This window comes from Roseibium sp. (assembly GCF_025698965.1).
Classification (GTDB): domain Bacteria; phylum Pseudomonadota; class Alphaproteobacteria; order Rhizobiales; family Stappiaceae; genus Roseibium.
Window position 1 is genome coordinate 1 of sequence record NZ_JAILWL010000108.1, and the last position, 15,073, is coordinate 15,073.

Genomic DNA, 15,073 nt, shown 5'->3' on the forward strand with positions numbered 1-15,073 from the left:
GTCGAAACAAACCCACTGAGGACAGCCTGCGCGGTTTGCTCGCATTTCCTGCGTCTCGTCCCCCACGCTAAAGGCTAGGGAATGATGGTTGACGATAAGTTACTGAAACCGGACAACCTCTACGAACCAAATCTGGGTGATGGGACAAAAAAATTTCACCCACCCCTTCCCAACTTCCACCACAAGCTAGCCTGAATGACGGCAGAATCTGGCCACACAATGGCAAAGGAGGCCACAATTACTGCAACCTCCTGCAAATTTCTTCTGACAATTCCGTGAATTAGGCTTCGAACTTAAGCCGTTGTCTAACTGAGGGTCCTGCCGATAGCGATGAACTTCTCGCGCCGCTGCTTGCGAAGCTCGTCCGCTGTAAGGCCTTCAAGCTCCTTCAGCGCATCCTCAATTGACTTGCCGGCAGTATCGATCACGATTTCGCGCGCACGATGCGCGCCGCCAACCGGCTCATCGACGATGCCGTCAATCACACCCAATTGCTTCAGATCCTGTGCGGTGATCTTGAGGGCCGTCGCCGCATCCTGTGCCTTGGCGCTGTCGCGCCACAGGATGGAAGCGGCCCCTTCCGGCGAAATCACGGAATAAATTGCGTGCTCAAGCATAAGCACCTTATTGGCGGTTGCGATTGCAATTGCACCGCCGGAACCGCCCTCGCCGATCACAACGGCGACGGACGGCGTTCCAAGACCAAGCCCGACATCGGTAGACCGTGCGATTGCTTCGGACTGGCCACGTTCCTCAGCACCACGACCGGGATAGGCGCCCGACGTGTCGACAAAGCTGATCAGCGGCAGGCCGAACCGTTCTGCCATTTCCATGATCCGCACGGCCTTGCGGTATCCTTCTGGGCGGACCATACCGAAATTGTGTGTCAGGCGGGTGTCGGTGTCATGCCCCTTTTCCTGTGCCAACACGGCCACGGACTGGCCACGGAACCGGCCAATTCCGGCTATCAGCGCATGGTCCTCGGCGAATTTACGATCGCCTGACAAGGGTGTGAAATCTTCGATCAGCCCCGCAATATAGTCAACGGCATGCGGCCGATCAGGATGCCGGGCAACAAGTGTCTTCTGCCAGGGTGTCAGCTTGCCGTAGAGATCCTGCAGCGTTTGCGCGGATTTCGTTTTCAGCCGGTCGATTTCACTGTCGACATTAACGGCTTCCCCATCCTCGGCTGCAAGTGCCCTGAGTTCCTGGATTTTGCCTTCGATGTCAGCGACGGGCTTTTCGAATTCCAAATAGCTGTGCATGTACTCGGTTACCTGAAACGACCCGGCACCGCCAGCCAAAGAGCGGCCGATCCGGAAAACTGTCAAGAAGGCACAAAAAGCGCCTGGATGTCATAACGTGGAGGGCTGTATCAAGAGACGCAAGAGCGCGCAAGTCTCAGCATCGTTCTGCTGGCGGAATTAGCAGACCGAGATCGCCCGGCAAAGGCCTGAATTCTGCAATGGTTGCAAGTGTCGGAGACAAGGCGCGGCAGATCACCGCGATGCCTGATCGGCACCCGCGCCATCAATGTTGAGTTTGGAGACTTCCACAAGCAGGCGACCGTTTTTGGTATCAACCGCGATCCGGTAAGGCACGAGCACATTGTCGCGACCCATCGGCGCGATCCAGACTTCCATATCGGCCTTGGCCATGAACTTGACCGACTCCTTGGATGGTCTGTGACCTGCGACCGGAACCCACTTCGCCTTGCACACGACAACCTGTCCGTCATAGCCGCGCCCGGAAACCTCCTTGGTTCCCTGGTAGCTCAGCTTGATATCGAACCGCGTCCAGCCGTCAAAAATCGGTAATTTTCTTGAGCAGGCCTTCGGTCCGAGACTGTCCTTGGCGCGTCCCACAGGCATAAGTGCTGCGCTCAACGGATCGATCGCATTGCGTTTGTGCCGCCTGGTGACCTTGACCCGCTCGGGATTTGGCTTGAATTGCGGAGCCACTTCTGCGGACCGGATATTGCGCGACCCCTGGACGAGATTGACGTAGAAATCAAGATTTGAAGCATGCGAGGCCATACGATACTTGGACGGCACCACTTTCGACCCGACAAGCCAGCCGGACGCTTCTGCCCCCCCTTTGCCGGTGGTGAACAATGTTCCAATTCCAGCGGGTTCAACGCTGACCTTTGCCGAATAGGCGTTGCCCTGCATCACAAGAGAAAGAGTGCCGCGGCCAATTTTGAAACCAGCCACCGAGATGGAATAAAGGCCCCCGACACTACTCTTTTTGGCTTCCGCCGGTGAAATCAGCAGAGCGCCGGCAATCATCGGCAAGGCGACCAGGCGCCCAAGAGACGTCAATCCAAACACTTCAAACCTCCACGCTGCCAAACCGGCAGCGATCTACGCCCCCGCGCCAGAAAAGTGTTCCGCGGCGGTAACAGTACCATGAAATTCAACCGTTGAACGCCATCAATATTTCAAATTTATGGTAACCCAGTGGTTAACGGCGGGCCACGGAACAAATAAAAGCACAGATTCTTGCCAAAGCGATGGAGATGTCTTGACGTTGGCGCGCGCTGCCATTATAGCGGGGCAACTTTTTCCGAGAAATGCCGGAGACGATGTCGCCGGACCTAAGGTCCGCGCCGGTTCCGGTTTGGACTTGCTGGGTTCCTTGTAACGGCCCAGCCGCGAAAACAAAAGGTGATATCATGGCACGCCGTTGCGAACTTTCCGGCAAAGATGTGATGACAGGCAACAACGTCTCTCACGCAAACAACAGATCCCGCCGCCGGTTCCTGCCGAACCTGTGCAACGTGTCTCTGCTGAGCGACACGCTGGGTGAAACCTTCAAGCTCAAAGTCAGCGCACACGCACTGCGCTCCGTCGAGCACCGTGGCGGCCTCGACGCATACCTGCTGAAGGCTTCTGACGCCGAACTTTCTGATGCTGCCCGCAAGATCAAGGTCAGCATCAAACGCAAGCAGGCTGAAGCCGCTGCTGCCTAACCCTTAAGGGTAACAAGATGACAGATACCCGGAGTTTCTCCGTGGGCCATCACGCCATCGCGATTTTCGCGATGGCGCTTGTCGTTGTGGCCTCCAATTACCTGGTCCAGTTCCCGGTCGAGCATTTTATCGGCAACGTCAACCTTGCCGATACCCTGACCTGGGGCGCATTTACTTATCCGATCGCCTTTCTGGTTACGGACCTGACCAACCGCCGCTTCGGCCCCCAGGCCGCCCGCAGGGTCGTCATGTCCGGTTTTGCGCTGGCCATCATTGTTCCGATGATTTTCTGGACGCTCGATGAGGCGTTTACAACGCCGCGCATTCTGGTTGCCTCCGGCGCCGCATTCCTTGTGGCGCAACTTCTGGACGTTACCATCTTCAACCGTCTGCGCCGTTTGACCTGGTGGAAAGCACCGATCACCTCTTCCCTGATCGGCTCGGCCATCGATACACTCCTGTTCTTCGGCATCGCGTTTGCCACAAGCTTTGCCTTTGTCGACACGTTCTTCGGCATGAAAGACGGGTCGCTGGCCTTCCCGGTTCCATTCCTTGGAATTGGCGGAGAATTCCAGACACTTCTCTGGGTCTCGCTGGCGGTAGGTGATTTTCTGGTGAAGATGCTGGTAGCCGTCGCTCTGCTGGCGCCCTACCGGATCATTCTGAACATTTTCGCACCGACAGCAGACAGGTCCGCGGCATAAATTCTTGAGAATTTGAGTATCTGATAAGGCGTCCCTTGCGGACGCCTTTTGCGTTATTCATCCAACCGAAAACGCAAAAAAATCGTTCGCTGTAACATCGAACGATTGTTATCCGACACAAGCGTCAAAATCGTTTCGCCCTGCTCGTTCTGGTGAACCGCGAGTGCTTCCATATTGTCGATCTGGTAATCGAAATCCGCTTCCAGCAACGTTTCGCCTTCGACAACCGCGCCCGGCTCCAGAGAGCCGGCTGAAAAACGACGCAGGCGTAAGCCGATCAGGTCGCGCAAATTAAATCGGCGCTCCATGACCAGCAAATCACCATTCGGCAAAAAGGCGGCATCGGTTGCATCGAAACGGTCATAGCGACGAATGGAAAATCGCTTCGTTCCTTCCGGTCCGATGATAAAGGCACTGAGATCATGGGCATCGCTTGGCGCTGATTCTGCAATGGCGATCAGATTGCCAGCCAGCCGGTGACCATCAGGCGCTGCGGCCAGCGATTCCAGGCCAGTGTTGCGCGGCAGGGACTGAATATCCTTCGGCATCGCCACTTCGCCGACCATTCGTTCGTTGCCGGTGGCGATCGGCCACGGAAATCGATAAACCGCGTTCCGGGTTTCCGCTGTCACATAGACACCCGATCCGGAGACAGTCAGAGCTTCGGTATCATGGCCCCAGCGTGCCCGCAACGTCTTGCCGTCTGCGCCGCGAAGTTCCGAATAGCGAATATCCGAGATTCCGAGCGGTACCCCTTCGGCAGATTGTTCGATTTTACCGGTTACCCAGTGGCCGTTGTCGGTGACCGCCAGAAACGCGTTGCCTCTATCCAGGCTGACCAGGCCGGAAAGACCACCGACTTTGCGATCGGAAGCCAGCAGTTCCAGCCCGCCGAGAAAGGTCAGTTTGCCGAATGTCTTGTCGTCGTGACCTATTCTGAACGTGTCGATCGGCTTGGTGCGCGCCTTGACCGTGCGGCCTTCATTCAGCAACTCCTGCGCAAGGGAAGGCTGTGAAACCGCTGCTGGCAAGGCGGACAGGACAATAAAGGCGAGAGCGGCTGCAATTCCCTGTCGAAACACTCTTCTCGCCCCTTCCCCGGTACAATTGCGCGTTCAGTGCTGGCCGGCCCGTCGACGCTTTCTGCGCGGCTGAAACGATGTATCAACCTCATCATCAAAGAGGTCTGCCAACTGGTCCGTCATCGCCCCCGCCAGCTCTTCCGCATCCACTATGGTCACAGCCCGGCGGTAGTATCGCGTCACATCATGGCCAATACCGATGGCAATCAACTCAACCGGTGAACGGGTTTCGATTTCCTCGATCACATACCGCAGGTGCCGTTCAAGATAATTCCCAGGATTGACCGAAAGCGTCGTGTCGTCCACTGGCGCGCCATCGGATATCATCATCAGGATGCGGCGCTGTTCAGGGCGGCCAAGCAGGCGTTCATGCGCCCAAAGCAGCGCTTCACCATCGATGTTTTCCTTGAGCAGGCCTTCTCGCATCATCAGACCGAGATTGCGCCGGGCCCGGCGCCACGGTGCATCCGCGGATTTGTAGATGATATGGCGCAGATCGTTCAACCGTCCAGGAGTTGGCGGCTTGCCCGCACCGATCCAGCTCTCACGGGACTGTCCGCCCTTCCAGGCTTTGGTCGTAAATCCGAGAATTTCCACCTTTACGCCGCAACGCTCAAGTGTGCGCGCCAGAATATCGGCACAGGTGGCGGCCACGGTAATCGGTCGACCACGCATGGAACCGGAGTTATCCAGAAGCAGCGTCACCACCGTGTCCCGGAAATTCGTGTCGCGTTCCTGCTTAAAGGCGAGCGGAGACATCGGGTCCGTGACGGCGCGGGTCAGACGTGCGGTATCCAGAAGCCCTTCCTCAAGATCGAAGTCCCAGGCCCGGTTCTGCTGTGCCATCAACTTGCGTTGCAGGCGGTTGGCCAGCCGGGCAACAGCTCCCTGCAAATGGGTGAGTTGTTTGTCCAGGAACCCACGCAGGCGATCCAGTTCTGCCGTGTCGCAGAGCTCCTCAGCCGTAATGGTTTCATCAAATTGATAGGTATATACGCGGTAGTCGGTTTCCGGTCGGTTGGAAAACGGCAGGTCCATTCGGTCGCTTTCGCCCGGCTCCTCGGAATCTTCCGCCATATCCTGTTCGGCGAAGTCTTCCATATCGGCGTCGGCAGCTTCCGTGTCACCGCTATCCTGCTCCTCTCCGGAAAGCTCCATTTCCTGCGGCGAAGCTTCTTCCTCACCGCCGTCTTCCTGATTGTCGTCGCCGGTTTCCGCCTCGTCGTTGTTACCCTGATCCTCGTTCTGGTCCGGATCGGTGTCCTCGTCGCGGTCACCAAGCTCATCGCCCATGTCGAGCGACTTAAGAACATCCCGCAACCTGTCAGCAAAAGAATTTTGATCCTCGACTTCCGCTTCAAGCCTGTCGAGATCGGCTCCGGCCTTGTCTTCCACCCAGCCGCGCCACATATCGACAAGGTTTTTCGCACTTTCCGGAGGTTTCGCACCGGTCAAGCGCTCACGCACGATCAGGGACAACGCATCCTGCAGGGGCGCTTCTTCACGGCTGGAAATATCCGGTGCTCCGGACTTCCGAAACCTGTCATCCAGCATCACCGCCAGATTGTCGGCGACGCCCTGCATGCGACGGGCACCTACGGCCTCGCATCTCGCCTGTTCAACAGCCTCGAAAATTGCCCTTGCATCGGTGCCCTGCGGCATGTTTTTGGCATGAACCGACTTGTCGTGACAGGCAATGCGCAACGCCATGGAATCGGAAAGCCCACGCGTCACGGCGATGTCGTGTTCATTCACCTTGCGAGAGGGTTCCGGCAAGCGAGCCGACAGACCGGACAGGCCCGGGCGATCACCGGAAAAGATGACTTCCAGTTCCGCTTCGCCGGAAATTGCCCGCATGGTTCCGCTCACCGACTGTTTAAACGGTTCGGTGGTCGGAGCGGGTTTGTTGCCCGGAAGTGTATTGCTACCCGGCCTAGGAGCCATTGGAACCTCAGCTCATCACGACGTTGACGGAAGATTCAGGAAGGTCCTCGCCGAAGCAGCGCTGATAGAATTCGGCCACCAGAGACTGTTCCATGTCGTCACATTTGTTCAGGAACGTCAGACGGAACGCAAAGCCGACATCGCCGAAGATTTCAGCGTTTTCCGCCCAGGTAATAACGGTACGCGGGCTCATCACGGTGGAAAGATCGCCATTGATGAACGCGTTGCGGGTCATGTCCGCCAGACGCACCATCTTGGAGACGATATTTCGTCCCTCGTCCGTCTGGAAATGCTTCGCCTTGGACAGAACGATATCGACTTCATTGTCATGCGGCAGATAGTTGAGCGTCGTCACGATGGACCAGCGGTCCATCTGCGCCTGGTTGATCTGCTGAGTGCCGTGATAGAGACCGGACGTATCTCCCAGACCAACTGTGTTTGCCGTCGCAAACAGCCGGAAAGCTGCATGCGGGCGAATAACACGGCTCTGGTCAAGAAGTGTCAGGCGGCCCGAAGATTCCAGAATACGCTGGATCACGAACATCACGTCTGGACGACCGGCATCGTACTCGTCGAAAACCAGTGCGACATTGTGCTGATAGGCCCAGGGCAGGATCCCGTCGCGGAATTCCGTCACCTGCTTGCCGTCCTTGATCACGATCGCGTCTTTGCCGACAAGGTCGATACGAGAGATATGGCTATCCAGGTTGACGCGGATACACGGCCAGTTGAGCCGGGAGGCAACCTGTTCGATATGGGTCGATTTCCCGGTACCGTGATAGCCGGTCACCATCACACGGCGATTGTGCGCGAAGCCTGCAAGGATTGCCAAGGTCGTCGCCCGATCAAAAAGATAATCTTCATCGCGTTCGGGCACATGCTCGGATGCGGTGGAGAACGCCGGAACCTTGAGGTTGGACTTGAAGCCAAATACCTCTTCTACGGAAATTTCAGTGTCCGGCATGGCCATAGCCGCAGTCGTCGTCTCAGTCATCAGTCCTCCGCAGTCCCGGATGTTTCGGGAAGGGTCTATTGGGGAAAGCCTGCAGGGTCCTGCACGCTCAAAGGAAACCGGCCTTCTTCAGGACGTTGTAGGCCTGAATGATCTCTCTCAGGCGGTCTTCGGAAGACCGGTCACCGCCATTGGCATCCGGATGGTTCAATTTTACAAGCTCTTTATAGCGCGCTTTGATGTCATCGCCGCGAGCCGTGTAAGGCAGATTGAGCACATCCAGGGACCGTTTTTCAAGCGTTAGTAGCTTTCTTTGTCGCGGACGTCGCACCTGCTCGGCCCTGCGTTGCGCATTTCCGCGCATGCTCGAGCGGGCATCGAACCCGTCCGGCCCATCCGCAGCCTGCTTGTTCACACCCATTTTCCAGGTTGGCCGGTGGCCTGTCAGGCTGTCCTTCTGGTACGTGCGCACGTCATCGTCGCCCATACCAACGAAGTAATTGTAGGACTTGTTGTATTCACGAACATGATCGACACAGAAATTGTAATACTGACCCTCCCGATCGCGGCCTTTCGGCGCCCGGTGCTGCCCGGGCCGCTGACACCCCGGATAATCGCAAACCGGGTGGCGATCCTGTGCGGCGCGCTCCTTGTCCGGCTTGACCCGGATACCATCGAAGATTTTTGAGTCCAGTTTCATGCGGTCGAATTTCGAATTTTGTCAGACTGCGGACAAGCCGCAGGGCGTTGCATTAATCCGGTGTCCAAAGCTATTTTACGGTCTCTGATTCCCCGGAACTCGAACAGCCAGCAACTGTATCAGTCACCGTCGGGCCATTAAAGACTTGAACTTTGAAAACACCGGTTCCACGTTAAAAAAATGAACACCAGACAAATCATCACCGACAAGCTGACCAAAGCCTTTTCGCCTGTTTTCCTGAATGTCATTGACGAATCGGAAAAGCACAGGGGCCACGGAGGCTGGCGCGAGGGCGGCGAAACGCATTTCCGTGTACAAATTGCCGCTGCAGCATTCGAAGGCATGAACCGTGTTGCACGGCATCGCGCCATCAATGACCTTCTGGCCGATGAAATAGCCGGCGGTGTTCACGCGCTCGCTCTGGAGATCCGGTCGGACAGCGAACCCGATCCACGTGCCGCCAAAGTTGCCGATTAACCGATTCGCCGATCAATTCCGGACGTAAGTTCAGCTTGCTGGCGAACTCTGGACGGCCGTTCTTTGCGTCTCACCACCGGACAGCGTTCGTGATTGCCCAAGCGGCATTATGCGCAGCCGGGTGATGCGGTTCTTTTCCCGGCGCAGCACTGTGAAACGAAATCCGTGGAAGGTGAAGATCTGGCGCTCTTCGGGGATCATTCGCGCTTCGTGAATTACAAGACCGGCGATGGTTGTCGCCTCGTCGTCCGGCAGGCTCCAGTCTGCCGCGCGGTTCAGATCGCGGATCGGGACCGAACCGTCAACGATCACCGAACCATCCGCCTGCGGGCGCAGCCCTTCCAACTCCAGATCATGCTCATCGGCAATCTCGCCGACGATTTCTTCCAGAATATCTTCGAGCGTGACCAGTCCCATCACCTCGCCGTATTCGTCTACCACCAGCGCGAAATGTGATTTGTGCCGCAGAAAGGCGTTGAGCTGATCCTGCAGACTGGTCGTATCTGGCACGAACCATGTCGGTGCGGCAATTTCCAGAATGTCGATCTTGCTTTCGTCACCACCTGCTGCGTGCAGCGCGCGCAAAAGATCCTTGGCATGGAGAACACCGACGAAATTATCGCTTTCACCACGCCAGAGCGGCAATCTTGTGTAGGGCGACGCGAGAGCGGCGTTTACCAGCTTGGCCGGTTTCTCATCAGCGTTGAGAGCTTGCATGTTGGTCCGGTGAACCATGACATCGGAAACTTCCAGTTCGGCAAGATCAAGCAGTCCGCCTAGCCGGTCACGCTCCCCTTTTTCCAGTCCACCCTCGATATGCTGAAGATCAACCGCCCCGCGCAATTCGTCATGGGCTGAAAGGATCGATGCATCATCACCGATGTTGACACCGACGAGCCTCAGAAGATGGCGGACGATCCATTCCACCCCGACAACGACGGGCCCGAACACCGCGACAACAATGCGCACGATGGGTGACACCGCGAGCGCAAAACGTTCCGGATTGGTGATGGCCCAGGTCTTGGGCAGCACTTCTGCAAAAATCAGCACCAGAGCGGTCATCACAAGTGTGGCGAGCGCAACACCAGCCTCCCCGAACAAGGTCAGGAATACACTGGTCGCCAGGGCCGATGCCAGAATGTTCACCAGATTGTTGCCGAGCAGCAATGCACCGATCAACCGTTCCCTGGAGGCGATCAGCCGGCTCGCGACACGGGCTCGCCAGTCTCCGGTTTTTTCCAACTGGTGCATGCGCGCGCGCGATGCAGCGGTCAGCGCGGTTTCCGAACCGGAAAAGAAACCTGAGAGGAACAAAAGCACAAAGATGGCGGCAACCGCCAGCCAGAGAGCTGTTTCCGTCATGCTTCGAGTTTCTCCTTGAGGAAGTCAGAGACGACAGCAGGATCGACACCTTTTTCGACGAAAGCCTCGCCAATGCCGCGTGTCAGAACAAAGGTCAGGGCTCCACGGCTCACCTTTTTGTCCTGCGCAATGATATCCATGAATGTGTCTGCCTTCGGCAACTGACCGGGGATCTCCTGAATCCGGACCGGGAGGCCGACATCCGTCAGATGTTTGTGCACACGGGACACGGTCTCGTCACTGATCAAGCCAAGGCGTTGCGAAAACTCATGGGCAAGCATCATGCCGATTGAAACGCCCTCGCCATGCACAAGACGCGTGGTTTCATATGAAACGGCCGCTTCCAGCGCGTGGCCGAACGTGTGGCCCAGATTGAGCAAAGCCCGCTTTCCGGCCTCGAACTCATCCGCGGCCACGATATCGGCCTTGGCCTGGCAAGACCGGGCAACCGCCTCATCCCGTTCAGGACCACCGGCAAACACCGCTTGCCAATTCTGTTCCAGCCAGGCGAAAAACTCTGCGTCGCCGAGCAACCCATACTTTGCAACTTCAGCATATCCCGCTCGGAAATCGCGCAGCGGAAGCGTGTCCAGCACTGCGGTATCCGCCAGGACGAGGGCCGGTTGATAGAACGCACCGATCAGGTTCTTGCCGTGCCGGGCATTGATCCCCGTCTTGCCGCCGACGGAACTGTCGACCTGGGCCAGAAGGGTTGTCGGAACCTGCACGAATGCCATGCCCCGGCGGACCGCAGAGGCAACAAATCCGGTAAGATCGCCGACAACACCGCCGCCAAGTGCAACAACAGCATCTCCACGCTCCAACCGGGCATCCAGGACCTCATCGCACAAACGCTCGAACTGACTGAAGCACTTGGTACTTTCACCGGCGGGAACCGTGAGCACCGTGTAATCCAGGCCCGCTGCGGAAAGACTGTCGGTAAAGGTTTCCAGATGCAGCCCGGCGACGGTTTCATCGGCAACGACTGCCAGACGTGAACCGGGAAGAACTGCAGCAATCTGCGAACCGGCAGCTTGCATCAACCCCCGGCCGATCTCGATGTCATAGCTGCGCGCACCCAGGTCGACCCGGACGGTTTGTTCCTCGGAAATGGGTTCTGCAACGATCGTATCTGCCATGCTTCACGCTTTTTGAAATCAGGAATTCGAGGTTTGTGAGGAGGTTAATTCCTCATCTTGAAAGAGATAATCCGCCATGGTGATGACGATCTGGTCGACCACCGCTTCGTGCGGGACATCCTTGGACGTCACCGTCAAGGCTGCCTGCGCATAGACCGGTTCTCGCTCAGCCATCAGTTTTCTCATCGTGCCTTCCGGGTCGGGATTTTGCAGAAGGGGACGCGTCGACCTCCGGCGCACGCGCGCCATCACCGTTTCAAAATCCACCTTGAGCCACAGGGACAAGCCATGTTCGGTGATTTCGGTTCTCGTCGCCTCACTCATGAACGCACCACCGCCGGTCGCCAGGACCTGCGGCCCCTCACCGAGCAAGCGGGCGATAACACGCTCTTCACCACTGCGAAAATAAGGTTCACCATGTTCTGCGAAGATTTCTGCCACGGTCATGTTGGCCGCGCGTTCAATTTCGGAATCTGCATCAATAAATTCAAGGCCCAACCGCTGCGCAAGCCTCTTGCCCACCGTTGACTTGCCACAACCCATAATGCCGACAAGCACGATTGACCGGTGCCCGAGAGCTTGAACCAGCCGGGCGAGGTCAACAGAATTGGCTTTCATGGCTGCGGTTTCCATTTCCGCGTTCCGCTTCTTATCGTTCTGCGTCATGGCGGCGTTGTAGCATATTCGACGGAAAAGGCACGGGGGAACTCAAGAGTACGCCAGGATCCTGTGGCTTGCGCCGGTCCCGGCTTGTTGAAACAATCCGGTATCCGATTCGCCACCGGGAGATGTCTCGTGCCAACCCTGACCCGCCTGTTGATTGTGCTTGTTTTGCTGGGCGCTCTTGGCTATGGCGCAATTTATGCTCTGGCGAATCTCGTCGAACCGCGTGAAAGAGAAATTACCGTGCGGGTGAAGAAGGATGGCTTTGGCCGTTAGAGCGCGATATGGCAACCGGTTTTGATCTGGAGAACTTTCTGGAAATGTTGGCCGCAGAACGCGGAGCTGCTGAAAACACTCTTGAAAGTTACCGCCGAGACCTCGAGGACTTCTCAGGATTTCTAGGCAAAACAAAACTTGCCGCCGCTCTGTCCGATGACATCTCCGCCTATATGAGCGATCTCACGCGCCGTGGATTTGCCGAAACGTCGCAAGCCAGGCGTCTGTCTGCCCTGAAACAGTTTTACAAGTTCCTCTATTCGGAAGGCAGTCGAGAGGACGACCCGACCCGTACCCTGTCTGCCCCCAAAAAACGGGGCAGTCTGCCGAAGGTGCTGTCGATGGAAGACGTCGACACGCTCATAGAGACCGCCCGGGTAGAAACCCTGAAAGCCCAGAAAAGTACGGCTGCCCGACTGCGGGCGCAGCGCATGTACACGCTGATCGAGGTACTTTATGCCACCGGATTACGGGTTTCGGAACTCGTTGCCCTTCCGGTCTCAGCAGCCATGCGGGACGCCCGGCTGATTGAAATCAAGGGCAAGGGAGGCAAGGAACGCCTGGTGCCGCTGTCGCACGCTGCACAAAGCGCAATGAAGGACTATGTCGGCCTGCGTGCGGCAGAAGGTGCCTATGAAACGAGCCCCTGGCTGTTCCCGTCTCATGGTGACAGCGGGCACCTGACCCGTCAGCATTTTGCGCGCGAATTGAAAGATCTCGCACGGTCCGCAGGCCTCGATGCCGCAAAAATATCACCGCATGTGTTGCGTCACGCCTTTGCGTCCCACCTCTTGCAGAACGGCGCAGATCTGCGCGTTGTGCAGCAGCTGCTCGGTCATGCAGATATTTCCACCACGCAGATCTACACGCATGTTCTGGATGAACGTCTGCGGGCTCTCGTGGAAAGTGCGCACCCTCTGGCTCGCAAGTGAGTCCCTAAAAATTAACCCCGGAATTGCCCAATGCTGCAGCCCGCCAGCGATTACGCCACGCTGAACAAGAGCTTTAACTGGTCCCTTCCCGCCGGTTTCAACATGGCAGAAGCCGTCAGCGACCGCTGGGCGACCCGGGATCCTGACAGACTGGCCATTCGACATGTGCTAGCTGATGGATCCCATCAGAACTGGACCCATCGGATCTTGAACCGTGCTGCCAATCGGTTCGCCAATGCCCTTGAAGGCCTGGGAGTTCGACGTGGCGACAGGATTGCCCTGCTGTTACCGCAGATCCCGCAAACGGCAATTGCCCATCTTGCTGCCTACAAACTCGGTGCCATCGCAGTGCCTATGGCTGCACTTTTCGGGCTGGAAGCGCTTCGATACCGCTTGTCCGATTCCGGTGCCAAGGTACTGGTGACCGACGCGGCCGGCCTGACGAAACTTGCCGAAATTCGCGAAGAGCTTCCTGGTCTCAATCTCATCATTTCCGTCGACGGGCCTGAAACCGGCGTTGGCTCCTTCGATGACCTGCTCTCAAAGGCAAGGGACGAATTTCAGACATTGAACACTTCGCCAGACGACCCGGCGTTGATGATCTACACGTCCGGCACGACGGGCCAACCAAAAGGCGTTCTGCATGGTCACCGGGTCCTGATCGGTCATATGCCGGGAATTGAACTTTCCCAGAATTTTCTTGGAAAAGAGGGCGACCTGCTTTGGACGCCTGCCGATTGGGCCTGGGCGGGCGGCTTGTTGAATGCCTTGTTCCCCTCGCTTGCGCTCGGCGTGCCCGTTGTTTCCTACGCCTCCAAGAAGTTTGATCCGGAATTCGCCTTCCACCTTTTGGAAAAACAGGCAATCCGCAACGCTTTCATTCCGCCGACCGCCCTGAAAATGCTGCGTTCCGTCGACAGGACGGGACAGCGATTTCAATTGAACTGGCGCAGCGTCGGATCTGCTGGTGAATCCCTGGGCCGGGAGACCTATGACTGGTTCGCCGAAGAATTCGGCTTTGCCGTCAACGAATTCTACGGACAGACTGAATGCAATGCCGTACTGGGATCCGCCGCCGAGATTGGTGTCACCCTGCCCGGCGCTATCGGCAAGGCCACACCTGGCCATGAGGTTGCGATCATTGATGATGCGGGCATGCCGGTTGCTGCTGAAACGCTCGGACAAATCGCCATCAAACGACCCGATCCCGTCATGTTTCTCGAATATTGGAATAAACCGGATGCGACACGGGACAAATTCGTTGGCGACTGGATGATCACCGGTGATCAGGGTGTCATGGACGAAGACGGCTATGTGCAATTTGTCGGCCGAGACGACGATATCATCACCTCGGCAAGTTACCGCATCGGTCCGGGAGAAATCGAAGATTGCCTGATCAAACATCCGGCAATCGCGCTGGCTGCGGCTGTTGGCAAACCGGACGCATTGCGAACCGAAATCGTGAAGGCCTACGTCGTTTTGAAAGAAGGGCAGCAAGCCGACATTCAATTGGAAGAAACCATCCGCGATTTTGTTCGCGAACGATTGTCTGCCCATGAATATCCGCGCGAAATAGAATTCGTCGAGTCACTGCCGATGACCACCACCGGCAAGATCATCCGAAGAAAACTGCGCGATCTGGCAAAGACCGAAGGCAAGAGCGCTATTGGAGCTTAAGATGTTTCCGGAAGGATCGGGCAAAATCGCGGAGCGTGCTGTCCACTGCAAGATCCGCACGGCACAGCTTCTGCCGGGTAACGCTGCCCGCGCCCTCCATCAGAAACATCGTCCCGGTTTCCAGGCGCCCCCGCCAGAGAGGCTCGATCATTGAATGGCCGGGAATGGCCAGGGAATCAGCTTCCTTGAACCCC

15 protein-coding genes and 1 pseudogene are annotated in these 15,073 nt (G+C 57.1%); 6 read left to right on the forward strand and 10 right to left on the reverse strand.

Annotation, left to right across the window (positions count from 1 at the left end; genetic code table 11):
• Positions 1-305 precede the first annotated feature (305 nt).
• Entirely contained in the window at positions 306-1,265 is a 960-nt protein-coding gene (locus K5905_RS10960) for an acetyl-CoA carboxylase carboxyltransferase subunit alpha (protein ID WP_297583541.1), read from the reverse strand.
• Positions 1,266-1,499: 234 nt separating this feature from the next.
• On the reverse strand, positions 1,500-2,330 hold the full coding sequence (locus K5905_RS10965; protein ID WP_297583542.1) for a DUF3108 domain-containing protein: 831 nt from the start codon (positions 2,328-2,330) through the stop codon (positions 1,500-1,502).
• 344 nt (positions 2,331-2,674) lie between these two features.
• Here K5905_RS10965 and rpmB point away from each other — a divergent pair, with 344 nt between their 5' ends.
• Both rpmB and K5905_RS10975 read left to right on the forward strand, forming a co-directional pair.
• The gene (gene rpmB / locus K5905_RS10970; RefSeq protein ID WP_297583544.1) at positions 2,675-2,971 is read left to right on the forward strand and encodes a 50S ribosomal protein L28; all 297 of its coding nucleotides are present in this window, start codon (positions 2,675-2,677) and stop codon (positions 2,969-2,971) included.
• 17 nt (positions 2,972-2,988) lie between these two features.
• The gene (locus K5905_RS10975) at positions 2,989-3,675 is read left to right on the forward strand and encodes a queuosine precursor transporter (RefSeq protein ID WP_297583547.1); all 687 of its coding nucleotides are present in this window, start codon (positions 2,989-2,991) and stop codon (positions 3,673-3,675) included.
• Between the two features lie 53 nt (positions 3,676-3,728).
• Here the strand turns inward: K5905_RS10975 and K5905_RS10980 are convergent, their stop codons facing one another.
• From K5905_RS10980 to K5905_RS10995, 4 genes are all read right to left on the reverse strand, one after another.
• Positions 3,729-4,757 carry an esterase-like activity of phytase family protein gene (locus K5905_RS10980; protein ID WP_297583550.1) on the reverse strand — a complete coding sequence of 343 codons (1,029 nt, stop codon included), beginning with the start codon at positions 4,755-4,757 and terminating at the stop codon, positions 3,729-3,731.
• A 33-nt stretch (positions 4,758-4,790) separates the two neighbouring features.
• Positions 4,791-6,701 (reverse strand): cobaltochelatase subunit CobT, encoded by a 1,911-nt coding sequence (cobT, locus tag K5905_RS10985; protein WP_297583553.1) that lies wholly within the window; start codon positions 6,699-6,701, stop codon positions 4,791-4,793.
• A 7-nt stretch (positions 6,702-6,708) separates the two neighbouring features.
• Complete coding sequence (cobS, locus tag K5905_RS10990; RefSeq protein WP_297583556.1) at positions 6,709-7,695, reverse strand: cobaltochelatase subunit CobS; 987 nt, start codon at positions 7,693-7,695, stop codon at positions 6,709-6,711.
• A 67-nt stretch (positions 7,696-7,762) separates the two neighbouring features.
• A complete protein-coding gene (locus K5905_RS10995) occupies positions 7,763-8,353 on the reverse strand; it encodes a DnaJ domain-containing protein (protein WP_297583558.1) in 591 nt (196 codons plus the stop codon).
• Between the two features lie 180 nt (positions 8,354-8,533).
• Here K5905_RS10995 and K5905_RS11000 point away from each other — a divergent pair, with 180 nt between their 5' ends.
• A complete protein-coding gene (locus tag K5905_RS11000) occupies positions 8,534-8,830 on the forward strand; it encodes a BolA family transcriptional regulator (RefSeq protein ID WP_297583561.1) in 297 nt (98 codons plus the stop codon).
• Positions 8,831-8,860: 30 nt separating this feature from the next.
• Here K5905_RS11000 and K5905_RS11005 read toward each other — a convergent pair whose 3' ends face one another.
• The 3 genes from K5905_RS11005 to K5905_RS11015 are packed head-to-tail and all read right to left on the reverse strand — an operon-like array spanning position 8,861 to position 11,997.
• On the reverse strand, positions 8,861-10,192 hold the full coding sequence (locus K5905_RS11005) for an HlyC/CorC family transporter (protein WP_297583563.1): 1,332 nt from the start codon (positions 10,190-10,192) through the stop codon (positions 8,861-8,863).
• The gene (aroB, locus tag K5905_RS11010) at positions 10,189-11,331 is read right to left on the reverse strand and encodes a 3-dehydroquinate synthase (protein ID WP_297583566.1); all 1,143 of its coding nucleotides are present in this window, start codon (positions 11,329-11,331) and stop codon (positions 10,189-10,191) included. The genes K5905_RS11005 and aroB overlap by 4 nt, the downstream gene beginning before the upstream one ends.
• 18 nt (positions 11,332-11,349) lie before the next feature.
• Positions 11,350-11,997 (reverse strand): shikimate kinase, encoded by a 648-nt coding sequence (locus K5905_RS11015; RefSeq protein WP_297583570.1) that lies wholly within the window; start codon positions 11,995-11,997, stop codon positions 11,350-11,352.
• A gap of 129 nt (positions 11,998-12,126) precedes the next feature.
• On the opposite strand from K5905_RS11015, the gene K5905_RS11020 reads away from it, so the two are divergent.
• Genes K5905_RS11020 through K5905_RS11030 form a run of 3 tightly spaced genes read left to right on the forward strand, consistent with a single transcriptional unit; the run spans position 12,127 to position 14,879 of the window.
• On the forward strand, positions 12,127-12,270 hold the full coding sequence (locus K5905_RS11020) for a hypothetical protein (RefSeq protein ID WP_297583573.1): 144 nt from the start codon (positions 12,127-12,129) through the stop codon (positions 12,268-12,270).
• A gap of 8 nt (positions 12,271-12,278) precedes the next feature.
• On the forward strand, positions 12,279-13,202 hold the full coding sequence (gene xerD / locus K5905_RS11025) for a site-specific tyrosine recombinase XerD (protein ID WP_297583576.1): 924 nt from the start codon (positions 12,279-12,281) through the stop codon (positions 13,200-13,202).
• Positions 13,203-13,232: 30 nt separating this feature from the next.
• Positions 13,233-14,879, forward strand: a complete 1,647-nt coding sequence (locus tag K5905_RS11030) for an AMP-binding protein (protein WP_297583578.1) — start codon at positions 13,233-13,235, stop codon at positions 14,877-14,879.
• Here the strand turns inward: K5905_RS11030 and K5905_RS11035 are convergent.
• Positions 14,866-15,073: pseudogene (locus K5905_RS11035) on the reverse strand (hypothetical protein); the annotation flags it as partial. The gene K5905_RS11030 and the pseudogene K5905_RS11035 overlap by 14 nt on opposite strands.

Coding starts and splice junctions, on each gene's coding strand:
- K5905_RS10975 (WP_297583547.1), top strand. CDS start 2,989: ATGACAGATACCCGGAGTTTCTCCGTGGGCCATCACGCCATCGCGATT.
- K5905_RS11000 (WP_297583561.1), top strand. CDS start 8,534: ATGAACACCAGACAAATCATCACCGACAAGCTGACCAAAGCCTTTTCG.
- cobS (WP_297583556.1), bottom strand. CDS start 7,695: ATGACTGAGACGACGACTGCGGCTATGGCCATGCCGGACACTGAAATT.
- aroB (WP_297583566.1), bottom strand. CDS start 11,331: ATGGCAGATACGATCGTTGCAGAACCCATTTCCGAGGAACAAACCGTC.
- K5905_RS11015 (WP_297583570.1), bottom strand. CDS start 11,997: ATGACGCAGAACGATAAGAAGCGGAACGCGGAAATGGAAACCGCAGCC.
- K5905_RS11005 (WP_297583563.1), bottom strand. CDS start 10,192: ATGACGGAAACAGCTCTCTGGCTGGCGGTTGCCGCCATCTTTGTGCTT.
- rpmB (WP_297583544.1), top strand. CDS start 2,675: ATGGCACGCCGTTGCGAACTTTCCGGCAAAGATGTGATGACAGGCAAC.
- cobT (WP_297583553.1), bottom strand. CDS start 6,701: ATGGCTCCTAGGCCGGGTAGCAATACACTTCCGGGCAACAAACCCGCT.
- K5905_RS10995 (WP_297583558.1), bottom strand. CDS start 8,353: ATGAAACTGGACTCAAAAATCTTCGATGGTATCCGGGTCAAGCCGGAC.
- K5905_RS10960 (WP_297583541.1), bottom strand. CDS start 1,265: ATGCACAGCTATTTGGAATTCGAAAAGCCCGTCGCTGACATCGAAGGC.
- K5905_RS11030 (WP_297583578.1), top strand. CDS start 13,233: ATGCTGCAGCCCGCCAGCGATTACGCCACGCTGAACAAGAGCTTTAAC.
- xerD (WP_297583576.1), top strand. CDS start 12,279: ATGGCAACCGGTTTTGATCTGGAGAACTTTCTGGAAATGTTGGCCGCA.